23 protein-coding genes are annotated in these 23,862 nt (G+C 65.4%); 10 read left to right on the top strand and 13 right to left on the bottom strand.

Features of this window, described 5'->3' with window-relative positions:
- Positions 1–40 precede the first annotated feature (40 nt).
- The gene (locus tag NLM31_RS12165) at positions 41–805 is read right to left on the bottom strand and encodes an SOS response-associated peptidase (protein WP_254192347.1); all 765 of its coding nucleotides are present in this window, start codon (positions 803–805) and stop codon (positions 41–43) included.
- A 63-nt stretch (positions 806–868) separates the two neighbouring features.
- On the opposite strand from NLM31_RS12165, the gene NLM31_RS12160 reads away from it, so the two are divergent.
- The 4 genes from NLM31_RS12160 to NLM31_RS12145 all read left to right on the top strand — a co-directional run bounded on the left by NLM31_RS12160 (position 869) and on the right by NLM31_RS12145 (position 2,798).
- A complete protein-coding gene (locus tag NLM31_RS12160; RefSeq protein ID WP_148771915.1) occupies positions 869–1,366 on the top strand; it encodes a hypothetical protein in 498 nt (165 codons plus the stop codon).
- An 18-nt stretch (positions 1,367–1,384) separates the two neighbouring features.
- Complete coding sequence (locus NLM31_RS12155) at positions 1,385–1,819, top strand: NUDIX hydrolase (RefSeq protein WP_254192346.1); 435 nt, start codon at positions 1,385–1,387, stop codon at positions 1,817–1,819.
- A 46-nt stretch (positions 1,820–1,865) separates the two neighbouring features.
- Entirely contained in the window at positions 1,866–2,243 is a 378-nt protein-coding gene (locus NLM31_RS12150) for a TIGR02301 family protein (RefSeq protein ID WP_254129396.1), read from the top strand.
- A gap of 288 nt (positions 2,244–2,531) precedes the next feature.
- Entirely contained in the window at positions 2,532–2,798 is a 267-nt protein-coding gene (locus NLM31_RS12145; RefSeq protein WP_092227477.1) for a hypothetical protein, read from the top strand.
- 193 nt (positions 2,799–2,991) lie between these two features.
- Here the strand turns inward: NLM31_RS12145 and NLM31_RS12140 are convergent, their stop codons facing one another.
- From NLM31_RS12140 to NLM31_RS12120, 5 genes are all read right to left on the bottom strand, one after another.
- Positions 2,992–3,306: a cupredoxin family copper-binding protein gene (locus tag NLM31_RS12140; protein WP_254192345.1), complete on the bottom strand. Its 315-nt coding sequence runs from the start codon at positions 3,304–3,306 to the stop codon at positions 2,992–2,994.
- Positions 3,307–3,316: 10 nt separating this feature from the next.
- A complete protein-coding gene (locus tag NLM31_RS12135; RefSeq protein WP_254192344.1) occupies positions 3,317–3,769 on the bottom strand; it encodes a DUF4142 domain-containing protein in 453 nt (150 codons plus the stop codon).
- A gap of 90 nt (positions 3,770–3,859) precedes the next feature.
- Positions 3,860–4,549: an RNA polymerase sigma factor gene (locus NLM31_RS12130; protein WP_254192343.1), complete on the bottom strand. Its 690-nt coding sequence runs from the start codon at positions 4,547–4,549 to the stop codon at positions 3,860–3,862.
- A 109-nt stretch (positions 4,550–4,658) separates the two neighbouring features.
- Positions 4,659–5,528 (bottom strand): sulfurtransferase, encoded by an 870-nt coding sequence (locus NLM31_RS12125; protein WP_254192342.1) that lies wholly within the window; start codon positions 5,526–5,528, stop codon positions 4,659–4,661.
- Positions 5,529–5,751: 223 nt separating this feature from the next.
- Entirely contained in the window at positions 5,752–7,086 is a 1,335-nt protein-coding gene (locus tag NLM31_RS12120; RefSeq protein WP_254192341.1) for a dihydroorotase, read from the bottom strand.
- A gap of 101 nt (positions 7,087–7,187) precedes the next feature.
- On the opposite strand from NLM31_RS12120, the gene NLM31_RS12115 reads away from it, so the two are divergent.
- From NLM31_RS12115 to NLM31_RS12090, 6 genes are all read left to right on the top strand, one after another.
- Complete coding sequence (locus tag NLM31_RS12115; RefSeq protein WP_254192340.1) at positions 7,188–8,069, top strand: folate-binding protein YgfZ; 882 nt, start codon at positions 7,188–7,190, stop codon at positions 8,067–8,069.
- Entirely contained in the window at positions 8,066–8,692 is a 627-nt protein-coding gene (locus NLM31_RS12110; protein ID WP_254192339.1) for a DNA-3-methyladenine glycosylase I, read from the top strand. The genes NLM31_RS12115 and NLM31_RS12110 overlap by 4 nt, the downstream gene beginning before the upstream one ends.
- On the top strand, positions 8,689–9,303 hold the full coding sequence (locus tag NLM31_RS12105; RefSeq protein ID WP_254192338.1) for an HD family hydrolase: 615 nt from the start codon (positions 8,689–8,691) through the stop codon (positions 9,301–9,303). Before NLM31_RS12110 ends, NLM31_RS12105 begins: the two co-directional genes overlap by 4 nt.
- A 110-nt stretch (positions 9,304–9,413) precedes the next feature.
- Positions 9,414–9,920 carry a tyrosine phosphatase family protein gene (locus NLM31_RS12100; protein WP_254192337.1) on the top strand — a complete coding sequence of 169 codons (507 nt, stop codon included), beginning with the start codon at positions 9,414–9,416 and terminating at the stop codon, positions 9,918–9,920.
- Positions 9,921–9,939: 19 nt separating this feature from the next.
- Entirely contained in the window at positions 9,940–10,899 is a 960-nt protein-coding gene (locus NLM31_RS12095; RefSeq protein ID WP_254192336.1) for an NAD regulator, read from the top strand.
- A gap of 104 nt (positions 10,900–11,003) precedes the next feature.
- Entirely contained in the window at positions 11,004–13,724 is a 2,721-nt protein-coding gene (locus NLM31_RS12090) for a DUF2339 domain-containing protein (RefSeq protein WP_254192335.1), read from the top strand.
- Positions 13,725–13,727: 3 nt separating this feature from the next.
- Here NLM31_RS12090 and NLM31_RS12085 read toward each other — a convergent pair whose 3' ends face one another.
- From NLM31_RS12085 to NLM31_RS12055, 7 genes are all read right to left on the bottom strand, one after another.
- Entirely contained in the window at positions 13,728–15,416 is a 1,689-nt protein-coding gene (locus NLM31_RS12085; protein WP_254129384.1) for a methyl-accepting chemotaxis protein, read from the bottom strand.
- A 284-nt stretch (positions 15,417–15,700) separates the two neighbouring features.
- Positions 15,701–17,671: a methyl-accepting chemotaxis protein gene (locus tag NLM31_RS12080; RefSeq protein ID WP_254192334.1), complete on the bottom strand. Its 1,971-nt coding sequence runs from the start codon at positions 17,669–17,671 to the stop codon at positions 15,701–15,703.
- Positions 17,672–17,864: 193 nt separating this feature from the next.
- On the bottom strand, positions 17,865–19,571 hold the full coding sequence (locus tag NLM31_RS12075; protein ID WP_254192333.1) for a methyl-accepting chemotaxis protein: 1,707 nt from the start codon (positions 19,569–19,571) through the stop codon (positions 17,865–17,867).
- Positions 19,572–19,749: 178 nt separating this feature from the next.
- Positions 19,750–21,492 (bottom strand): methyl-accepting chemotaxis protein, encoded by a 1,743-nt coding sequence (locus NLM31_RS12070; RefSeq protein WP_254192332.1) that lies wholly within the window; start codon positions 21,490–21,492, stop codon positions 19,750–19,752.
- A 202-nt stretch (positions 21,493–21,694) separates the two neighbouring features.
- A complete protein-coding gene (locus NLM31_RS12065) occupies positions 21,695–21,949 on the bottom strand; it encodes a DUF6894 family protein (RefSeq protein ID WP_254192331.1) in 255 nt (84 codons plus the stop codon).
- 169 nt (positions 21,950–22,118) lie between these two features.
- Positions 22,119–22,733 (bottom strand): hypothetical protein, encoded by a 615-nt coding sequence (locus tag NLM31_RS12060; protein WP_254192330.1) that lies wholly within the window; start codon positions 22,731–22,733, stop codon positions 22,119–22,121.
- Positions 22,734–22,847: 114 nt separating this feature from the next.
- Positions 22,848–23,834: an MDR family oxidoreductase gene (locus tag NLM31_RS12055; protein ID WP_254192329.1), complete on the bottom strand. Its 987-nt coding sequence runs from the start codon at positions 23,832–23,834 to the stop codon at positions 22,848–22,850.
- Positions 23,835–23,862 lie beyond the last annotated feature (28 nt).

Below are 23,862 nucleotides of genomic sequence, written 5' to 3'. Positions count from 1 at the left end.
CACGGCGCGCCGCGCCTTTGCCCACCCTACGGCAGCTCAGCTAGAACAACGAGCCCTGCCCGTCATCGACCGAACCGGCCGCAACCTTGCGCGCGATCTTCTTCGGCTTCGCCGCTTCGGCCTCCGCCTCCATCGCTTCCGCGCTGATCGGCAAGAGCAGCTGGTCGTCATCATTGGCGACGCGGTTGACGCGGGTGGAGACGGGGTGCCAGACAAATTCGCCGATGCGCGGGGCCGTCATCAGCGGCAGGATCGCATCGACCTCGTCACTTCTGCAATCGAGCCAGCGCTCGAAATCGCGCGGGCTGATGGTCACCGGTACGCGGTCATGCAGCGTGGCGAGATCCTCGCCAGCCGCCGCCGTGACGATCGCCACCGTGTCGAGCTCCTCGCCGTTCGGCCCGATCCAGGTTTCGAAGACGGCGGCGAAGCTGAGCGGCGCACCGTCGGCATGATGAATGAAGAACGGCTGCTTGCGGCCGTCGATCGCCTTCCACTCGTAATAACCGTCCGCCGGGATCAGTCCACGCCGTCGCCGAATCGCTTTCTTGAACGCGGGTTTCTCCAGCACCGTCTCCGAGCGCGCATTGATCAGCAGCGTAAAGCCCTTCGGGTCCTTGACCCAGCCCGGCAGCAGACCCCAACGCATCAGACGAAAATGGCGCGCGCCATTCTCGACCGACACGACCGGAATCGGTTGCGTCGGCGCGACATTGTACCGTGGCGGGAAATTCGGCTGCTCGATATAGCCGAACAGTTGCCGCAAAGCCTCGGGGGCTGAAGTTATGACGAAGCGTCCGCACATCTTAGGGTGTCTATATAGGGTCCGTTCAGGTCCTTTTAACCCCGAACGTTAACACTGCGGCAGATGAGCTCAACGGCCTCCCAACCCGCGACGCGCGCACAGACGGGCCCCGAGGCCGCGGCCTGGGCCGAGCGGCTGCGCGTGGCCAACATCAACCCGCGGACCGGGCTTGCCACTGACTATCTCAACCATTTCAATGAAGCCGTGATGCTTCTGGAAATGATCCCGGACATGCCGGAATGCGCCGAGGACTTTTTGACCTGGTCGCCGCTGTCCTATGCCGAGCATTTCACCGCCTCGAACTTCAAGGCACGGGATCTGGCCATCGAAGCCTATGAGAAGGCCGAGCCGAGCGTGCGGACCCAGTTCGACCACATCACCGACACCATGACCTCGATCCTGACCGCGGTCGGCTCGGCCATGCGCGAGGTCGAGAAGGACACGACCCGCGTCCGGCTCGCCGAACAGGCCACCCTCTGGGTCAAGCCGCTGATCGCGGCCTGCGGCGGTATCATTAACGGCGGCGCGGAAGCCGACGTCGACACCATCATGGCGAATTAAGCCAGACACGTTGAAGATATGCCTGCAGTTGTCCAGCCCACCCATCCCCAGATCGCGGTCAGTGCCGCGATTTTCCGCGACGGCAAGGTGCTGCTGACCCGCCGCGCCCGCTCGCCCGCCAAGGGGTTCTATTCGCTGCCCGGCGGCCGGGTCGAATTCGGCGAATCACTGCACCAGGCGCTGAGCCGCGAGGTCGACGAGGAAACCGGACTGGATATCGAGATCGTCAGCCTTGCCGGCTGGCGCGAGGTGCTCCCGGCCGCGCCCGGGGCCGGCCATTATTTGATCATGTCCTTTGCCGCCCGCTGGGTGGCCCGGGAACCCACCCTGAACGACGAGCTCGACGACTACCGCTGGATCGCCCCGGACGCCCTGGCCGGCCTCGGTGACCTCAATATGACCGGGGGGCTGGAGGAGATCATCCAGTCGGCCGCCCGTCTGATCGGCCCCTGACCGCCCGCCTTGCGTCATCGGCCCCGAGGGGGCATACAGCCCGCCGATGTCGACGCGATTTCTGGCCATTTTTGCCCTGATTCTCGCCTGCGCTTCCGCGCCCGCCCGGGCCCAGGACGTAGCGGCGCCGTTCGACGCCGATTTGCAGCGGCTGGCCGAGATCCTCGGCGGCCTGCACTATCTGCGAGGCATCTGCGGCACCAACGAGGGCAACAAATGGCGCAGCGAGATGCAGGCGCTGATCGATGCTGAAACGCCCTCCGGCGAACGTCGCACCCGCATGATCGCAGGCTTCAACCGCGGCTATAACGGCTTCCAGCAGACCTACCGGAGCTGCACGCCGGCCGCGACGGTGGCGATCCGCCGCTACATCGAGGAAGGCTCGAAGATCTCGCGGGATCTCACGGCGCGCTACGCGAACTAGATTTTCCCCGTCAGCAAAGCGCCCGACCGCAACCCCTCATCCTGAGGAGCGCGGTACGCGCGTCTCGAAGGATGAAAGGCCCGGCTGCAGCAGCGGGGCCTGCATGGTTCGAGACGGCGCTGACGCGCCTCCTCACCATGAGGGTTGGGCTAACAGGAACTCTGTCATCGACTTTGTTCACAGCCGTTAACCGTTCCTAAAGATGTGGCCTAGCGGTCGTTAATGCGCGTGCTACACCTCTTGCACAGCGCATCGCCGTGGATCGCGCCCCAGCCCTGATTGAGATTCATGAGCCAGCCGATTTCCTACGCCCCCGCCCGCGCGCCGCTGCCCGATCACGAGCAGAAACAGGCCGCACTGAGCTATCTCAACGAGGCCTGGGCCGAAGCGCGCCATGACGGCGTCGACGGCGATTGCCTGGCGCAGGCGAGCCTGTTTGCGGCGCTTGCCGAGCTTGTCGGCACCTATGGCGAGGACGCGGTGGCGAAGTTCGTCGAGGGCTTTCCTGCCCGCATTCGCAACGGCGAATTCTCGGTCTGCCTCGCGAGGCAGTAAGCCCCTTCGAAAATGACCCCGCCTCACGGGCGGGGCCAGTCTACGGATGAATGACTTTGCGAACAGGCTTTGGCCAACATCGTTCGCGAAGTCTGCTGCGTTTATCGCACGAAAGCTGTTTCCCTCGGACAAGCATTAGTCTCGCGATGGCCGGGAGATGTTCCCGCTGGAGTCGGGAATACGCGGCCCCTCCTCACGGCTCGATCTTGAGCGTCGCTTTCATATTGGGATGATAGCGGCAGTAATAATCGACCGTTCCCGCCTTCTTCACAACGAACGTCGCCGACTTCTTCGGTGGCAGCGTCACGTCGAAATCACCGTTCTTTGCCGTGGCAGTGTGGGCGAACACGTCCTTGTTGATCCATGTGATGGTGTCGCCGACCTTCGCCGACACCTCGGCCGGTGAGATCACGAGATTCTCCATCGCGATCTCGATCGTCGCGGCGTGCGCCGGGACTGATATCGCCGCGAAGACAAGGGCGATCGAAGACAGCCGTCCCAGCCTCATCGCACACTCCTTACTTCAGCTCGGCCGCGACATGCTCGGCGTGCTGCTGATGGCCCTGGAAGATCTTCAGGCCGGTCTGCAACAGGCTCTTCAGCTCGGCATTGCTGGCGGATGGAATGAGCTGGGTCTCCAGCGCGCCGTTGACCGCCTTGTGGTAGGCGACCTCGTTGGCGACATAGGCCTTGTCGAACGCAGTCCCGTCCAGCTTGCCGAGCTCGGCCAGCTTGTCACTCGCCTGCTTCGACAGCGCCTTGCTGGTGTCGTTATCCTCCGGCGTGACGTTCAGCTTCTTGACCAGCGCGAGCGCCTGCTTGGCCGCGTTGATATCGATCACCCCGGCCGTGTAGGCGATGTGGGCGATCTGTGGATCGGTGGGCTTGTCCGCTGCGCTCGCGCCTTGCAGCAGCACGGGGCTGGACAACAGAACGGCTGCGGCGAGCGCCGCGCTCCAACGAACGAACATGGTTTGACACTCCTGTGCTGCCGGACGGTTTTTCCGGCGTTGCTTCACAGGAATTGGATGGGCGCTTCGCGCAAACGTTCCCGAAAAATTTCAGCCGCCGATTCCGAGGCGCTTCAGCACCGACACGGTCAGCCGCTCGCAGCGCCAGCCGGCGAACGGGAACGCGTCCATCATCACCGGGCCGATTTCCTTCTCGACAATTTCGCGCAGCATGGTGCGGGCACGATGCAGCCGCGTCTTCACGGTCTCGGGCTTCACGCCGAGCAGATCGGCGGTCTCCTCGATATTCATGCCCTCCATGACGCGTGCAACGAAGACCATGCGGAAAGCATCCGGCAACTCGTCGATGGCGCGTTCGACGACGCGCTGGATTTCACGTTGGGCCATGGTCCTTTCCGGATCGCCTGCGGGAGAAACGGGAAACTTGATGATCTGCGCCTCGAGCGCGGCTTCGCCCACCGCGCCGAGCTCGACATGCGGCTTGGCGCTGCGCACCCGGCCAAGCGCCTCGTTGATGGCGATGCGGGACAGCCAGGTCGACAGCCCGGACTCGCCCCTGAAACCATCGAGATGGGTGAAGGCGCGGACATAGGTTTCCTGCACCACATCCTCAGCCTCGCTGTCGCTGCGCAAGATCCCGCGCGCGAGGCGGTAAAGCCTGCGGTTATTGGCCTGCATGATCTCGCGGAGCGCGGCCTCGTCCCGGCTCCGGGCACGGTCGATCAGCACAGCTTCCGATGTCCTGATGCCGGCGGACAGGCCGGCTGCGGTGCGTTGCATGGCTGTCACCTGCTCGTTTCCGTTGCTCTCCGACATTGGATGCAGGCCGGGAGAAGAAGTTCCCAACTTTCTGACTTACCCTCCCCTGGAGGGGGACGGTAATAGCACCCTAATCCGTCTCGATCGGCAGCGCCGGGTCCCTCGCCCACTCGCCCATCGAGGCATCGTAGAGCGTCAGCTTGTCGTAGCCGAGCTGCGTCAGCATGAGCAGGTCGATTGTCGCCGAGATGCCGCCGCCGCAATACAGGATCACGTTCTTGTCGCGCGTGACCCCTGCCGCGGCGAATTTGGCTTCGGCATCCGCAAGCGAGGTCAGGGTCTTGTCGGCATTCACGAGCGTTGCAGCCGACACGTTGACGCTGCCGGGTACGCGGCCCGGCCGGCCATAGCGGCTCGGCTCGAGGCCTTTATGAAACTGCGGCCCGAGTGCGTTGACGGTGACGGTGGAGGGATCGCCGATACGCGCCTTCACAACGTTCTTGTCGACGAAGAAGCCGGTGCGCGGCGTGGCCTTGAAGGTCGTCGCCGGATAGCCCTTGGGGGCGCCGGTCTCGACTGGCCGCCCCTCGTCCTTCCATTTGTCGAAACCGCCGTCGAGCACCCGAGCATCGACGCCGAGCGAACGCAGCATCCACCAGAACCGCGTCGACCACATCATGGTGCCGATGCTGTAGAGCACGATGGTCTTGGTTGAATCGAGCCCGTGGCGGCCGAAGGCGGCCTCTAACTGGGCCACGGCCGGCATCATGAAGAATTGCTGCGCGGCGGCGTCGGAGAACTCACCTTGCAGGTCGAGGAAATCCGCGCCCGGGATGTGGCCGGCCGCGAACGTCTTGTCGCCGGGGACGGCGCGATACGGCACATCGCTGCCGGGCGGGACCGGCTCGTTGTAGGTTGTGCAGTCGTAGAGGCGGAGGTCGGGGTCGCCGAGGATGGCGGCGAGTTGCTCGGTGGTGATGAGGGGTGTCGGTTGGGACATTGATTGTACTCCCATCCCTCCCCGACGTCGTCCCGGCGAAAGCCGGGACCGATAACCACAGGGAGACGTTTGGCGAAGACTAGCAGTTAATCCCTTCGCTGGTACTGCGACCGTCCATCACGGAGAGATTCCGCGGTATGGGTCCCGGCCCCCGTGCGCAATTGCGCACTAGGCCGGGACGACACTGGATGTGTGGCACGTGCGTGCCTCTCACCCACAATTCCTACTGCTTCAACGTCTCCAGAAACCGCACCGGCTCGCCCTGCGACGGCGTCGCCAGTTCGCCCTGCCACATCACGCGGCGGCCGCGGACGAAGGTGCCGACGGGCCAGCCCGTGACGCGGACACCATCATACGGGGTCCAGCCGGCCTTGGATGCCACCCATTTGTTGGTGATGGTCTCACTGCGCTTGAGATCGACCACCGTGAAGTCGGCGTCGTAGCCGGCGGCGATGCGGCCCTTGCAGGCCATGTTGTAGAGACGCGCCGGGCCGGCGCTGGTGAGATCGACGAAACGTGCCAGCGACAGTCGGCCGGCGTTGACGTGATCGAGCATCAGCGGCACCAGCGTCTGCACGCCGGTCATGCCGGAGGGCGACGCCGGATAGGTCTTCTGCTTCTCCTCCAGCGTATGCGGCGCATGGTCGGAGCCGAGCACGTCGATGATGCCCTGCTCGATGCCGCGCCAGATGCCGGCGCGGTGATCGGCGCCGCGCACCGGCGGGTTCATCTGCGCCAACGTGCCGAGCCGCTCGTAGCATTCGGGCGCGACCAGCGTGAGATGATGCGGCGTCGCCTCGCAGGAGGCGACATCCTTGTGATCGCGCAAGAACTCGATCTCTTCCTTGGTCGAGATGTGCAGCACGTGGATGCGCTTGCCGGTCTCGTGCGCGAGCTTGACCAGGCGCTGCGTCGCCATCAGCGCCGCGGTCTCGTCGCGCCACACCGGATGCGAGCGCGGATCGCCCTCGATGCGGAGCGACTTGCGGTCGTTGAGGCGGTACTCGTCCTCGGCATGGAACGCCGCGCGGCGGCGGATCACCTGGAAGATGCGACGCAGGCTCTCGTCGTCCTCCACCAGCAGCGCGCCGGTCGAGGAGCCGATGAACACTTTCACGCCGGCACAGCCGGGCGCGCGCTCGAGCACGGGCAGATCCTGCACGTTCTCGCGGGTGCCGCCGATGAAGAAGGCGAAATCGCAATGCATGCGGTGGTGCGCGCGCTTCACCTTGTCGGTGAACGTCGCCTCCGTCACCGTGAGCGGCGAAGTGTTCGGCATTTCGAACACGGCGGTGACACCACCCATCACGGCGCTGCGCGAGCCGGTCTCGAGGTCTTCCTTCTGCTCCAGCCCGGGCTCGCGGAAATGCACCTGCGTATCCATCACGCCGGGCAGGATGTGCAGGCCCTTGCAGTCGATCACCTCGGCGGCGGAGCCCTGCGACAGCGGGCCCAGCTCGGCGATGCGACCGCCTGCGATGCCGATATCGCGAACAGCCTCGCCGTCCTGGTTGACGACGGTGCCGCCTTTGAGGATCACATCGAAACGCTGGGTCATGGCTGGAGGCCTCTCTCATCCCCAAGCGCAGGGCTCGAGGTCTTGTCGTTTATGCCTTGCGGGCTTACGTTCCGGAGCACCATGTCGCAAGAGATTTTCGCATGAAATCAGCGTTTCTTCCCGACCGGGGCGTGATCAAGGTCGCGGGCGAGGACGCACGCAACTTCCTCAACGGCCTCATCACGACCGATGTCGACAGGCTCAAGCCGGGCCTGGGCCGATTCGGCGCGCTGCTGACGCCGCAGGGCAAGATCATCGTGGATTTCCTGATCACGGAAGCCCCCGCCGGCCATGGCGGCGGGTTCCTGATCGACTGCCCGAAACCGCTCGCCGATGGGCTCGCCACCAAGCTGAAATTCTACAAGCTGCGCGCCAAGGTGACGGTGGATAACCTGTCCGACGATCTCGGCGTGCTCGCGGCCTGGGACGGACAGCCTGGCGCTCAGCCGGACCTCGCCTTTGCCGATCCGCGCAACGAAGCGCTCGGCATCCGCATCCTGATCCCCGAAGATCTCAAGCAGAAACTGTCCGATCTGATCGGCGCCGAGCTGGTCGATGCCGCCGATTACGAGGCGCATCGCATCGCACTCGGCGTGCCGCGCGGCGGGCTCGATTTCATGTACAGCGATGCGTTCCCGCACGAGACCAATATGGACCGCCTCGCCGGTGTCGATTTCGACAAGGGCTGCTATGTCGGCCAGGAGGTCGTCTCGCGCATGCAGCATCGCGGCACCGCGCGCACCCGCAGCGTGAAGGTGCTGCTCGAGGACTCCTCGCCCGAGGCCGGTGTCAGCATCATGGCAGGAGACAAATCCGTCGGCACCATGGGCTCGTCGGCGCAAGGCAAGGGCATTGCGCTCGTGCGCATCGACCGCGTTGCGGACGCGCTCGATGCCGACCAGCCGCTCACCGCTGGCGGACTCGCGTTGAAGCTGGCAGAACCTGACGTCGTTCGCATTCCCACCAAGCAGCCCATCGCATGAGCCGAGCTCCCCGCCTGCATCCCGACGGAAAGACCCGCTGCCCCTGGCCAGGTGAAGATCCGCTCTATGTCGCCTATCACGACACCGAATGGGGCGTGCCGGAATATGACGACCGCGCGCTCTATGAAAAGCTGATCCTCGACGGTTTTCAGGCCGGCCTGTCCTGGATCACGATCCTGCGCAAGCGCGACAATTTCCGTAAAGCGTTCGACGATTTCCAGCCGGAGAAGATCGCGCGCTACACCGACAAGAAGGTGCACGCGCTGATGAACGACGCCGGCATCGTGCGCAACCGCGCCAAGATCGACGGCGCAATCCTCAGCGCGAAGTCGTATCTCGACATCATGGAGAAAGGCCCGGGCTTCTCGAAGCTGCTCTGGGACTTCATGGACGGACGACCCAAGGTCAACAATTTCAAGACCACCGCGAGCGTGCCGGCGTCGACGCCGCTGTCGACGCAGATTTCCAAGGAGCTATCCTCGCGCGGCTTCAAATTCGTCGGCCCGACCATCGTCTACGCCTTCATGGAAGCAACCGGCATGGTCAACGACCATCTCGTCGACTGCCATTGCCACACGACCTGCAGCAAGCTGCAGCGCAAGCCGCGCCTCAAGGCCAAATGACGGCGAAGAAGACCGCACGCGACGCGGAGTCCCGCGCCTGGCAGCGCATGCTGTCGGGTCGTCGGCTCGATCTGCTCGATCCCTCGCCGCTCGATATCGAGATCGCCGACATCGCGCATGGACTTGCGCGCGTCGCCCGCTGGAACGGGCAGACCACCGGCGCGCATATCTTCTCGGTCGCGCAGCACACGCTGCTGGTGGAGCTCGTGCTGCGGCACGAGATGCCGCGCGTCGACGAACGCATGCGGCTCGCAGCCCTGCTGCACGACGCGCCCGAATATGTGATCGGTGACATGATCTCGCCGTTCAAGGCCGTGCTCGACGGCCATTACAAGGCCGTGGAGAAGCGTCTGCTCGGCGCCATCCACATCCGCTTCGGCCTGCCGCCGGTGCTGCCCGACGAGATCACGCTCGCCATCAAGGCCGCCGATCGCGGCGCGGCCTATCTGGAGGCGACCGAGCTCGCCGGCTTCGGCGAGAGCGAGGCCAAGCGGCTGTTCGGCAAGGACCCGGGCCTCTCCGACAGCGTCCGGCGCGACTATCTGACGCCCTGGACGGCGGCGCGGGCCGAGAAGCAGTTTCTGGAGCGGTTTGGCGCCGTGTTTGCGTAGGTGTCGTAGGGTGGGCAAAGGCGCTCTTGCGCCGTGCCCACGAAAGTCGTGGGCACGCTTCGCTTTGCCCACCCTACGGCACCGGCTATAATCGGTGGAAAAGGTCCGTCATGATCCACGTCTGTTCGCTCGCCGCCCTTCCCGAAACCGTCCGCCGCACCGGGGCCAGCCATGTGCTGACCGTGATGGCCAATGTCGAGCAGGTGGTGCGGCCGGTGTCGGTGCTCCCTGCCAATCATCTCAAGGTGTCGATGGACGACATCACCGAGGAGATGGATGGCTTTGTCGCGCCCTCCGAGGCGCATATCGACCAGGTGCTGAATTTCGTGCGCGGCTGGGACCGCGGCGCGCCGCTGGTGGTGCATTGCTATGCCGGCATCAGCCGTTCCACGGCGAGCGCATTCGCTGCCGTCTGCGCGCTCAATCCCGATCGCGACGAAATCGAGATCGCGAAGAAGATCCGCGCGGCGTCCCCGATCGCCTCGCCGAACCGCCGTATCGTCGGTCTCGCCGATCGCGCGCTGGGGCGCAACGGCCGCATGCTGCGCGCGCTCGACGAGATGGGTCCGGGCGAGATGATGGTCGAGGGCCGCCCCTTCGTGATCGAGCTCGAATGACATCAGCGATCGTGATTGCATGAGCGAAAAGCTGACGCCGATCGAGATTGGCCTGACGGCCGCGATCGTCGCGATCGAAGACCACGAGCCGCAGGTGCTGACCGCGCGCGGCGGCGACGGCTTGACCGGATTGCCGTTCGGCCCGTTCGATGCGCCGAGCCATCGCACCTTCGAGATCGGCCTGCGCGCCTGGGTCGACGAGCAGGCAGGCTTGCGGCTCGGCTATGTCGAGCAGCTCTACACCTTTGGCGACCGCGGCCGTCATGCGGAGGCCGCCGACACCGGCGCGCATATGGTGTCGATCGGCTATCTGGCGCTGACGCGCGCCGCCGAGGGCGCCGCGAATGCGGCGAGCTTCGAGCCCTGGTACCGCTTCTTCCCCTGGGAAGATTGGCGCGAGGCGCCGCCCGCGATCATCGCCCGCGACATCATCCCGGAGCTCAACAGATGGGCCGAGGAGGAGACGCCGGAGACCACACGCGCATTGCCGCGGAGAGATCGCGTGCGGTTCTATTTCGGCCTCGACGGTGCGGCCTGGGACGAGGAGCGCGTGCTCGACCGCTATGAACTTCTGTACGAGGCCGGCCTCGTCGAGGAGGCGCGGCGCGACGGCCGGCCTGCGGCATTGGCGCGCAAGGCGCTGCCCGCGCTCGGCACCTCCATGCGGTTCGACCACCGTCGGATCCTCGCCACGGGAATCGCGCGGCTGCGCGCAAAGTTGAAGTATCGCCCTGTAGTGTTTGAACTTTTGCCCGCCGAGTTCACACTCACTGAGTTGCAGTACACGGTCGAGGCGATCTCCGGCCGCCATTTGCACAAGCAGAATTTCCGCCGTCTGGTCGAAACCGAAGCCCTGGTCGAACCGACCGGCGTGATGTCGACACAGACGGGCGGGAGACCGGCGGCGCTCTATCGCTTCCGCCGTGACGTGCTCCAGGAGCGACCCGCGCCGGGCTTGCGCGTACGCTCCCGGCGCTAGAGCATGATCCGGAAAGGCGCGAAGCGGTTTTCCGGCAAGACCATGCTCAAAGACTAAGACTCAAGATACGATCGGCCCCTGCCCGCCGATTGCCAGGAGACTTCATGTTCGACGCCCCCTTCGACGTCTTTGCAGTGATGTTTGCGATCGTCGCGTTCCTGATCGCGCTGAAGGCGTCGAACCAGGTGACCGAGCTGCGCCGGCGGCTGGGCTCGCTGGAGGCCGCGCTGCAGGCGCAGCGACAGGTCCAGCCCCCGCCATTGATGCCGGTCCAGGAGCAGGCTGTCGCGCCCACGACGAGCGCGGCAGAGCCGCCGCCGCTTGCGCCCGAAGCCGAAGCTGAGGTGTCGCCGCCGCCTCTCGTGACCGAGGACGTCTCACCGCCCCCGCCCGAAGCCAGCACCGCGGCCGATGCGCCGCCGCCTCTGCCCACGCCGGCTCCTGCTTCCAGAGAACCGGGCTTCGAGGAACGACTCGGTACGCGCTGGGTGGTGTGGATCGGCGGCCTTGCGCTCGCGCTCGGCGGCTTCTTCATGGTGCGCTATTCGATCGAGGCCGGCCTGGTTGGCCCCGGCGTGCGCATCTTCCTCGGCGGCCTGTTCGCGCTCGCGCTGCTGTGCGCCGGGGAATGGACGCGACGCAAGGAGAGCATCTCCACCATCGCGGCACTGCCGATCGCCAACATCCCCGCGATCCTCACCGCGGCCGGGACCGCGGTCGCGTTCGCAACCGTCTACGCCGCCTACGCACTCTATGATTTCCTGGTGCCTGCCACGGCCTTCGTGCTGCTCGGCCTCGTCGCGCTCGGCACGCTCGCAGCCGCGCTGCTGCACGGGCCGGCACTCGCCGGCCTCGGCGTGGTCGGCGCGTTCGCGACGCCGGTGCTCGTCTCGAGCGGCAAGCCGGACTATTGGGCGCTGTACATCTATCTCGCCATCGTCACTGCCGCGAGCTTTGGCCTCGCCCGCATCCGGCTGTGGCGCTGGCTCGCCGTGACGACGATCGTCTTCGCCGTGCTCTGGGTCTTCCCGGGACTCGATACCAGTGAATTGCAGGTTGCGCCGCATGCCTTCCATGTGATCGCGGGCTTCGTGCTGGCCGCGCTGCTCGTCGTCTGCGGCTTCATGTTCGGCCCGACCATCGAGGACGGACAGATCGAGCCGGTGTCGTCGAGCGCACTCGGCGCCTATCTGTTCGGCGCGATGCTGATCGTGCTGTCGAGCGCGCATGCCGATCTCGCGCTGATTGCCTATACACTGCTTGTTGCGGCGACGCTGTTCGTCGCCTGGCGCGCGGAGGCCGCGGCCGGTGCGCTGGGCGCTGCGGCTGCGACCGTGTTCATCGTGTTCGCCGAATGGGCCGTGCGCGCCAATCCCGACATGCTGGTGCTGCCGGGCGGCCCGATGCCCGGCATCACGCCGACGGCCACCGACAGCGCGGTGACGCTGCATCTGATGATGGCCGCGATCTTCGCCGCCGGCTTCGGCATTGCGGGCTTCCTGGCGCAAGGGCGTTCGAATTCGGCGATCATTCCCGTGGTGTGGTCGGCGGCGGGTGTCGCCACGCCGATCGCGATCCTGGTCGCGCTCTACGCCCGCATCGCTCATCTCGACCGCTCGATCCCGTTCGCGATCCTCGCGGTGCTGCTCGCCGCGGCCTTTGGGTTCGCGACGGAAACGCTGACCCGCCGCGAGACCCGACCGGGCGTCGCGATCTCGACGGCGCTGTTTGCGACCGGCACGCTCGGCGCGCTGGCGCTGGCGCTGACCTTCGCGCTGGAGAAGGGCTGGCTCACCATCGCGCTGGCGCTGATGTCGCTCGGCACCGCCTGGATCGCGCTGCAGCGGCCGATTCCGTTCCTACGCTGGCTCGCCGCCGTCTTCGCCAGCATCGTCACCGCGCGCATCCTCTATGATCCCCGCATCGTCGGCGATGCCGTCGGTACCACGCCGATCTTCAACTGGCTGCTGTGGGGCTACGGCCTGCCCGCGGCCTCGTTCTGGGCGGCGAGCAGATTCCTCCGCCGACGCGCTGACGACGCGCCGCTGCGCATGGTGGAAGCGGCCGCGATCCTGTTCACCGCGCTGCTCGCCTTCATGGAGGTCCGCCATCTCGCAACCGGCGGCGACATGATCGCAGCGCCGTCACTGCTCGAAGCAGGCCTCCAGGTCTGCGTGTCACTGGCGATGGCGATCGGGCTGGAACGATTGCGGCTGCGCAGCCACAGCATCGTGCACAATATCGGCGCGCTTCTGCTCACCGCGATCGCCGGCTTCATCAGCGTGTTCGGCCTGCTGTTCCTGGAAAACCCGCTGATCTGGCACATCGATGTCGGCGGCGCCGTGTTCAATTTGCTGCTGCTCTGCTACGCGCTGCCGGCGGTGCTGATGCTGCTGCTCGCCTATGCGGTGGTCGGTGCACGCGGCAAGATCTATGCGAATACGATTGCGGGCGCGGCGCTGGTGTTTGCGCTGTCGTACCTGACGCTGGAGATCCGCCGCTTCTATCATGGCCCATTCCTTACCACCGGCGAGACCACGGGGGCGGAGCAATACACCTATTCGATCGGCTGGCTCGCCTTCGGCGTCGTGCTGCTCGGCATCGGCATAGCGCTCAACTCCGAGCGGGCGCGGCTGGCGTCGGCCGCCGTCATCGCGCTGACGATCCTGAAGGCCTTCGTGATCGACATGTCGACGCTGACCGGCGTCTACCGCGCGCTGTCGTTCATGTGCCTCGGCGTCGTGCTGGTGGCGATCGGCTGGCTCTACCAGCGCATCCTGTTCCGGCGGCAGGTCCCGCCGCCGGCTCCGCAGACAGGCAGTTGAGGATCAGGCCGCGCGGACCGATTCCAGGAACTGCGCGACCTCGACCTTGAGGCGGGTGCTGTCGGTCGCCAGCGACTTCGCCGCCGAGAGCACTTGCGTCGAGGCCGAGCCGGTCTCGATCGCACCGCGCTGCACGTCGGTGATGTTCATCGAGACTTCCTGCGTGCCGAGCGAGGCCTGCTGCACGTTGCGCGAGATCTCCTGCGTGGCGGCGCCCTGCTCCTCGACGGCGGCGGCGATCGCGGACGACACTTCCGACAGCCGCTCGATGGTGCCGCCGATCTCCTGGATCGCGTTGACCGATTCCTGCGTCGCGGCCTGGATGCCTGCGACCTGTGCGCCGATCTCGCCGGTCGCCTTCGCGGTCTGCTCGGCCAGCGCCTTGACCTCGGAGGCGACGACGGCGAAGCCGCGGCCGGCCTCGCCGGCGCGCGCCGCCTCGATGGTGGCGTTCAGCGCCAGCAGATTGGTCTGGCCCGCGATGGTGTTGATGAGCTCGACGACGTCGCCGATACGGGAGGCTGCTTGCGACAGCTCGTTGACGCGCGCATTGGTCCGCGCCGCCTGGTCGACCGCTTCCGCGGCCATGCGCGCCGAATCCTGCACGCGGCGGCTGATCTCGGTGACGGAGGACGACAGCTCTTCCGAGGCCGAGGCGACCGACTGCACGTTGGTCGAAGCTTCCTCGGAGGCGGCTGCGACCGCGGTCGAGAGCTCCTGACCGCGCTGGGCGGTGTTGGTCAACGTCGTTGCGGATGCCTCGAGCTCGGTCGAGGCCGAGGAGACGGTGCCGACGACTTCGCCGATCATGGCCTCGAACTTGCGGGTGATGGCATCGACGCGGCGGCCGCGTTCGATCTTGGCTTCGGCATCGCGCGCGGCCGCCTCGTCGGCGGCCTTCTTGGCGATCAGCGCTTCCTTGAAGATCTGGAGCGCATCCGCCATCGAGCCGATTTCGGTCTTCTCGCCGCGATGCGGCACGTCGGCCGAGAGGTCGCCCTCGCCGAGCGACTGCATCGGCTTGATGATCGAGGCAATGCCGCGCGACACGTCGCGCACGAGATAATAGGCAGCGCCGATCGCGATCGCGACCGAGGCGATGATGATGCCGACCAGCACGCGGAAGATCGTGGCGTAGCTGTCAGCCGCCTGCTGGGTCTCCAGTTCGGCCCCGCGATTGTTGAGCTCGATGTCCTTCGTCAGCAGCGGATCGGCCGCCTGGGCCATCTTTGCGACCTTGGTCTGCAGCAGCTCGTTGGCGTCGGCCGGGAACTTGCCTGGGCTCTTGCGCGACAGCGCCATGACTTCCTGCACGCCATTGAGATATTCGCCCCAGGCCGTCGTCCATTGCCCGTAGATGGAGCGCTCCTCGGCGGACGTGATCAGCGGCTCGTAGGTCTTACGGGTCTGCTCGATGCGTTCGCGCAGCGAGGCGAGGCGCTTCTCGGCCGCCTCCTTGCCCTCGGCCGTGTCCTGCATCAGGTGGAGGCGGAGCGCGACGCGGAGTTCGTTGACATCGGCACGGATCGAGCCGAGCGCGCGAACGCTCGGCAGCCAGCTCTGCGCGATCTCGACGGTGTGGGAGTTGATGCTCTGCATGGTGCCGATCGCCACGACGCCGACGCCCGCGAGCGAGAGCACGAGGACCGACAACACGGTCAGAAGCTTGAAGACGATCGACAACTTCGACATCACGACAAATCCCGATGATAGCTGAACGCACAAATCACCCGCGCCGCGACCGTCGCGGCGGACGGTGGGCGGTGGTCATTCCAATAATGCTGGCTGGTTCTTATCCGGTAAGATTGCGCCCATAGTTGCAAACAGGCGTTAACAAGAGCCTAGGAGAACTACGGTTTTGCCGATTCTCGATACTTAACCCGGCTGCAACTATTTGTTGCGATCGCGCCAATATCCCGCAGCGCCACACCAGCACACCAATTCGACGCTGCATCGGTCCATGGCGACCTTCACCATCATGCCGCGCGCACGGAATCGAGGAAGCGCGCGACTTCGCTCTTCAACCGGTTGCTCTCCTGCGACAGCGATTGCGCCGCCGAATGCACCTGGGCGGACGCAGCTCCGGTCTCGCCCGCACCGCGCTGGACCTCGCCGATATTGGCCGACACGTTGGTGGTGCCCTGCGCGGCATGCTGAATGTTGCGGGAGATTTCCTGCGTGGCGGCGCCCTGCTCCTCGACGGCGGCGGCGATAGTCGAGGAGATTTCCGACATCCGCGCGATGGTGTCGCCGATCTCCCTGATCGCGCTGACCGAGTCCTCCGTCGCGTTCTGGATCGCGCCGATGTGCTGGCCGATCTCGCCGGTTGCTTTCGCGGTCTGCTCAGCCAGCGCCTTCACCTCGCTCGCCACCACGGCGAACCCCCGGCCCGCCTCACCGGCGCGCGCAGCCTCGATCGTGGCGTTGAGCGCCAGCAGATTGGTCTGGCCGGCGATGGTGTTGATCAATTCGACGACATCGCCAATGCGCCCCGCCGCCTTGGTCAGCTCACCGACGCGCGCATTGGTGCGCTGCGCCTGCTCGACAGCGACGTCGGCGACGCGTGCCGATTCCTGCACCTGACGGCTGATCTCGGAGATCGACGACGTCATCTCCTCGCTCGCGGACGATACCGACTGCACATTCGCGGATGCTTCCTCCGAGGCCGACGCCACCGAAGTGGCGAGCCCGTTGGAGCGCTCGGCCGCGCGCGTCAGTGTATTGGAAGAGGCTTCGAGCTCGGTTGCCGCCGATGAGACGGTCTCGATGATCTCGCCGACCGCGCCTTCGAAATCATCGGCGAGCCGCTTCATGTCCGCCTTGCGCTGCGCACGCCGTCGCGTGTCGGCTTCCGCCTGCTCGGCGCGCAGCCGGTCGGCCTCCGTCATGTTGGTTCGGAACACCTCGACCGCACCGGCCATCTCGCCGATCTCGTCCTTGCGTCCGATGCCGGGTACCGCAATCGAGAGCTCGCCGCGCGCAAGCCGCGTCATCGCATCGACCATGCCGGACAACGCCTGCGAGATCGAGCGCCCGAGCAGGAAGCCGACCGCGGCAAGAACGACGACCGTGATGCCGAAGGCGATCATCATCCAGAACCGGACGGCGTCGCGGGTCGCGGCCTCGGCGGCATCGGCCTGCCTGTACATGGCATCGACCGTGGTCCGCACCTCGGCCATCCCCGGCTCAAGCTCGCGGAAGGTCTTCATCATGCTGGCATCCAGGGCCGCACTCTGTTGTGCGGTCTCGGCCCAGGCCGCGAACTCGGCCAGGTACTTCTGGAGCTTGGCCGTGATGTCGTTCATCGCCGCCGTGGGAACGGCGACGACCTCGATCGCCTTGGAGAATTCAACCGCGGCCTTCTTTACTTCGGCAATGTATTTTGGGTCGCGCCGCAGCATGAAATCCTTCTCGTGCCGGCGCATCATCAGCATCCAGCTCGTCGACCTGGGATCGTCGACCTCCTTCAGCTTCGCCTCGATGTCATGCACCGCGGCGCGGAGCGAGCCGGACAGGCCGAGCGTCTCGTTCAGCCCGAGCCTGGTTTCGGCAGCGACCAGAGCATTGAAATCCGCGGTGTAGCGCCTGAAGCCCTCCTGGGCCTGCCTGGTCCTGTCGGACAGGGCCCCCATGCCGCCTGCCGACATCAGCCGTTCGACCTCGTCGAAATCGCGGTTGATCGGGCCGATCAGTTCGGCATGCGCCTTGGCATAGCTCTCGTTGCGGCGCTGCTGAAAATTCTTCTCGTTGCGGCGGGCCTCCAGCATCTCGATCGAGATCTGCTTGTTGAGGTCGGCGATCGCACGGGCGCGGTTGGCGACGTCGCGGGAGGCGTCCTGGGAGAGGCTGCCGATCTCGTAGATCGCGCCGAAGGCGACCAGTCCGACGAGGCCGAAGAGTCCGATCGCCATGACCTTGTGGGTCAGGCGGATGGAAAGACCGCTCATGAAGGTGCTCCAAAACGCTCAAGACGCAATACAGACGGGCGACTCAGCACCCGGAATATTGCGGGGATCATGCCTGCGTCGCTTTTCCGGAAGGTTAACCCTGCATCTCATTCGTCGCGGCGGCGCAACATGTGCGTGCGCAAACGCCGCGCGATCGCGCGGCGTTTGTAACTCGTGTCCATTGGGGGGCGCGTCAGGCCGCGCGAACGGTGCCGAGAAACTTCCCGACCTCGACCTTGAGGCGGTTGCTGTCGCCAGATAGCGACTGTGCCGCCGACAGCACCTGCGAGGAGGCCGATCCGGTCTCGCTGGCCCCGCGTTGCACCTCGGTGATGTTGGACGACACCTGCTGGGTGCCCTGCGAGGCTTGCGCGACGTTGCGGGAAATCTCCTGCGTCGCCGCGCCCTGCTCTTCCACCGCGGCCGCAATCGCCGAGGATATCTCCGAGAGGCGTTCGATGGTGTCGCTGATGTCCTTGATGGCGCCGACCGATTCCTGGGTGGCGGCCTGGATGCCGGAAATCTGCTGGCCGATTTCGCCTGTCGCCTTCGCGGTCTGCTCGGCCAGGGCCTTGACCTCGGACGCGACCACGGCAAAGCCGCGGCCGGCTTCGCCGGCGCGCGCCGCTTCGATCGTGGCATTGAGCGCCAGCAGATTGGTCTGGCCGGCGATGGTGTTGATCAGCTCGACGACGTCGCCGATGCGCGTTGCCGCCTTGGACAGCTCGCCGACGCGATCGGTCGTGGTGCGGGCCTGACCGACCGCCTCGCTCGCCACGCGCGCCGACTCCTGAACCTGGCGGCTGATCTCGGTGATCGAGGACGACAGCTCCTCGGTCGCGGACGCGACCGACTGCACGTTGGTGGAAGCTTCCTCGGAGGCCGAGGCCACCACGGTCGCGAGCTGCTGCGCATGCTCGGCGGTCGACGTCAGCGTCGTCGCGGACGCCTCCAGCTCGGTCGAAGCCGAGCTCACGGTCTCGATCACCTCGCCGACCGCGCTCTCGAACTGGTCGGCCAGCTGCAGCATGTCCTGACGACGCTGCGCTGCTGCGCGGCTCTCCGCCTCCTTCTGCTCGGCTTCCATGCGGATCTTGGCGAGGCCGTTGTCGCGGAATACTTCCGCCGTCTTGGCAACTTCTCCAACCTCGTCCTTGCGATCGAGGCCGACGATCTGAACCTCATACTTGCCGCTGGCGAGGTCCTGCAGCACGCCGACGATCATGCGGATCGGCTTGGCGATGCCGTACTGGCCGATGACGAAGCCCAATACGCCGCCGATGACGACACCGAGGCCTGCGAGGACGATCAGGAAACGCGACGTCGATTCGTACTGCTCGCGCGCCTCCTTGCTCTTCTCCTCGACGCGGGCGTTGAGGCGATCGGCGAGCTCACGGACCTTGCCCTGGAGATTTTCAGCGGCGGTCCTGCTCTTGAGGGCCGCGTCGCGCAGCTTGTCGGCGCTCTCGCTCAGCTTCGATGCTTTCTCTGCTTCGACTGCCGCAAGCGTTGCATCCATCTGGGTCTTGTAGGCCGAGAAGGCGTCGCGCACGCCCGGGAGCAGCGCCTTGGCTTTCTCGTCCGGGGTCTGGCTGACCTCGTCGAAGCGCTCCTGATACTGCTTGAGCTGAGCGTTGATCACCTCGCGCGCGGCGAGCCGGTTGTCATCACGGGGGTCGAGCGCACTACGGAATTCCGCGCGATTCAGCGCGATGACGTTCTGGTTGGCGCGGGCCGCGAGCAAGGACCGCCGTGCGGAGGTCGACATCACGTCGGCCTTTTCGCTGAGATCGCTGAGGGCAGAGACACCGATCCAGGCAATCGCCGCGCCGATCCCGCACAGCAGGACGACGATCCCGAGGATCTTGCTCAGGATGCGGAAGCGGCCGAGAAAATGCATGACTTGAATCCTTCGCGGAGATCACCGCGCAAGCGGCTGAATTTCCATGACCTTCACGCAAATTCTTTCCGGTTCCCTTAACCGTGTTCGCCGTAGAAACACGGGGGTTCGGTCGCGATGAATGCGCCAATCACTGCGCGAGAGTTGCGCAGGACGCAGAACTCCCGCCGGGGTTTGATCAGGCCGCCCGCACCGTCTCCAGGAATTTGCCCACTTCCAGCTTCAGGCGGTCGCTGTCGGTGGACAGCATCTGCGCGGCGGACAGCACCTGCGAGGACGCAGATCCGGTCTCGCTCGCGCCACGCTGCACGTCGGTGATGTTGGCTGAAACCTGATGCGTGCCGTGCGCGGCCTGCTGCACGTTGCGGGAAATCTCCTGTGTCGCCGCGCCCTGCTCTTCCACGGCGGCTGCGATGGTCGAGGAGATCTCGGACAGCTTTTCGATGGTGTCGCTGATGTCCTTGATGGCACCAACGGATTCCTGCGTTGCGGTCTGGATGCCGGAGATCTGCTGGCCGATCTCGCCGGTCGCCTTTGCCGTCTGCTCGGCGAGCGCCTTGACTTCGGAAGCGACCACGGCAAAGCCGCGGCCGGCTTCGCCGGCGCGCGCCGCCTCGATCGTAGCGTTGAGCGCCAGGAGGTTGGTCTGGCCTGCGATGGTGTTGATCAACTCGACGACGTCGCCGATACGCGTCGCCGCCCGCGACAGTTCGCTGACGCGCTCGGTCGTATTGCGGGCCTGGCCGACGGCCTCGCTCGCCACCCGCGCGGATTCCTGCACCTGACGGCTGATCTCGGTGATCGAGGACGATAGTTCCTCGGTCGCCGATGCCACCGACTGCACATTGGTGGAGGCTTCCTCCGAGGCTGCTGCGACGACGGTGGTGAGCTGTTGCGTGCGCTCCGCAGTCGAGGTCAGCGTCGTGGCGGAGGCTTCGAGCTCGGTCGAAGCCGACGATACCGTGCCGACAATCTCGCCGACGGCGCCTTCGAAACTGTCGGCGAGCCTGCGCATCTCCAGCTTGCGCTGCTCGGCCGCGATTTGATCCTGGCGCATCTTGGCTTCCGCTTCCTGGTGCGCCTTCTGCTCCGACACGATCTTGAATTTCTCGACCGCGCCGGCGACCTCGCCAACCTCGTCCTTGCGGCCGAGTCCCGGCAGCACCACCGAGAAGTCGCCGCCGGCGAGCTTTTCCATCGCGACCGTCAGCGCGCGCATCGGACGTGCGATGCTGAAGACCGAGAAGATGCAGGCACCGATCAGGAGCAGCGCGACCAGCACGCCCGTGATGAAGGACGTCCGCGCGACGGAGGCGGCTTCCGTTTCTGCTTCCGCGCGGGTCTCGATAGCCCTCTGCTTGGCGAATGCCGTGATCTGGTCTGTCAGTGCCGATATCTCTTCGTTGATCGGCGCCAGGGTCTCCTTGCGGACCCGATCGACCTCGGCCACCAGCTTCGCAAGTTGCGCCGACGCTTCGCCGTCCCTCTTGCCGTCGAGCGCGAGCTCCTGCTTGCGGATCGCCTCGATCTGCCGCTCGCCTTTCAGAAAGTCGCCGATCAGCACAGCGAGGCGATCGATGCGTTTGCGATTCTCCGGCGAGCGCGAGAGCTTGGCCATTTCGCCGGTGAATTTCTCAGCCGCCGCCTGCCGGTCGTTGAAATAGGTGGCCGCCTTTTGCATCTCCGCCGGCGAGGACGACATCATGATATCACGGATGCCGATCTGCATCCCGCGCACCGAGGCCTTCGCCTCAGCGGCATTCTGCGCAATCGCCTGCTGCCCCGTCGCGCCAACGTTGAGCTTCTGGACCTCGGCGTCTCCACTCATCTGCAGATAGATCTGCAACGCGACGAGGCCGATGGTCAACGCCGAGGTGATGGCGAGCTTGGTGCCAATCCGCAGGTTTTGAATGAACGTCATTGCAATATTCCCAGGGGTACACATGGCCGCGCCGAAGCGCGTAAACAGCCCGGGAAGGCTAACCGGCAGGTTGCTCATTAACGTTAAGCGCGGGCGCTCGCGCGTGGGTAGAAATACTGGAAACACTGCTCAAGCTCACGGACTTGCGCAGCTTTCACGTGCAGGGGATCGCCGCCTCGCGGATTTGCAGGTGCCATCCTCGTTAACGTCCGCCCTGCGGTTCGCAGCACATGGCCTCGCCCGCGAGGCTGATCCGGAACACCGGCTCCTTGTTCTCGTCGAGCAGCTCCATGCTCCACGTCGCGTTCGGCTTCAGATTGCGCACGATGCTGCCGAGCAGATTGGAGCAGACCTCGGTCATCTCTTCCCAGGCGGCATCGCGATCCTCGAACTCGTACGGCTGATCGGCGGCGCCGGAATAGCGACCGGAGCTGATGCGGAAGAAATACAGCGACATTCTTTTGAACCCTTGTTGAGGGCCGCCCCCCGGCCGTTACGCAAGGCTGGGGCGCCAGTCGCTACCAAGGCATAAAAACCGCGAGCCGTATGATTACGGCGCCCGCGGTTTCGCGTGCGATGCATTCGTCAAAGGCGGGTAAATCGCGCGCGCAGTTTTGCGCCGGATGTCACTCGGTCGAGCGACGCAGCTCGAGCGGACCTTCGTTCTTCGGCTCGGATTTGGGCTCGGACTTCACTTCCGACTTCACCGGCTCGATCCGGCCGCTCTCGACCCGCGGAGTCTCGACGCGCGCGGCGACCTCGGTGCTTGATGTGTTGACCGAACCGGTCTGTTCCGGCGCACGCAGCGAGCGCGGCCGTGCAACGGCGCGCGCCATCAGCATCTGGTTGCCGCCCTGGTGGTGGAAGTCGCAATAGGCAAAGCCCATGCCCGAGACCGAGCCGCGGAAGCTGCGGTCGTCGGTCTTTTCGAGGTTGAAACAAGGCTCGAACGGAATGCCCTTGATCGAGGCGCAAACATTCTGGCCACGGATCTGGAGCGTGTTGCCGGGCAGGCGGAGATGTTTCACGGGGCCTGAGCCCGAGAACTGCACCGCGCCGGCGGCGCCGAGATCGTCGAGGATGCGGCCCGCACCGCGGGTGCCGTCGAAACAGGTGAAGGCGAATACCTTGCCGGCCACGAAGCGGCGTGCCTCATCCGCATTCATACTGCCGGCCAGGGCGATGGCCGGCGCAAACGTCACGACTGCCGTGACAGCCCCCAACACAATACGCGCAAGCATGCTCAACTCCGAACCAAACCCCCGCAGCGGGCGATGCCTTGTCTCTTTACCCGCTGCTTACCATACTAACCATGGCGACATTGAAGCAGCTTGGTTGGTAAAGTCTGAACGCCGTTAGACAATTTTTACCACGATGCGGCCGCGGACCTGGCCGGCGAGGATTTTCGCGCCCCATTCCGGAACTTCGGCGAGCGAAATTTCCGTAGTAATTTCAGATAGTTTCGACCGATCCAGGTCGGACGCCAGCCGCTGCCAGGCGGCTTTTCGCGGCTCGATCGGGCACATCACGGAATCGATGCCGAGAAGGCACACCCCGCGCAAAATGAAGGGTGCGACAGAAGACGGCAGGTCCATGCCGGCGGCGAGACCGCAGGCGGCGATGGCACCACCATATTTCGTCATCGACAGCAGATTGGCGAGCGTGGTCGAGCCGACACTATCGACGCCACCCGCCCAGCGCTCCTTGGCCAGGGGCTTTGCCGGCGCCGACAATTCGTTGCGGTCGATCACCTCGGCAGCGCCGAGGCTCTTGAGGTAGTCGGCCTCCGAGGCGCGACCAGTCGAGGCGATGACGTGGTAGCCGAGCTTGGACAGCACGGCGGTCGCGACCGAGCCGACGCCGCCGGCAGCACCCGTGACCACCACCGGGCCGCTCTTGGGCGAGACGCCGTGCTTTTCCAGCGCGAGCACGGAGAGCATCGCGGTGAAGCCGGCGGTGCCGATCGCCATGGCATCGCGCGCCGACAGGCCCTGCGGCAGAGCGACCAGCCAGTCGCCCTTGACGCGCGCCTTCTCGGCATAGGCGCCGAGATGGGTCTCGCCCATGCCCCAGCCGGTGCAGACGACCTTGTCGCCCGCCTTCCACGCGGGATGCGATGAAGCTTCGACCGTGCCGGCGAAGTCGATGCCGGCGATCATCGGGAAGCGGCGCACCACTGGAGCCTTGCCAGTGAGCGCGAGGCCGTCCTTGTAGTTCAGCGTCGACCATTCGACGCGGACGGTGACGTCGCCATCCATCAGCTCGGCTTCGTCGAACTGGGTGAGCGCGGCGGTGGTGCCCTTGTCGGCCTTGTCGATCCTGATCGCCTTGAATGTGGCCACGGCTGAACTCCCTGACTTGTTTGACCGG

Source organism: Bradyrhizobium sp. CCGUVB4N, from assembly GCF_024199945.1.
Classification (GTDB): Bacteria; Pseudomonadota; Alphaproteobacteria; order Rhizobiales; family Xanthobacteraceae; genus Bradyrhizobium.
Note: the sequence above shows the minus strand (reverse complement) of the source record. Positions and strands in the feature narration are given on the sequence as shown.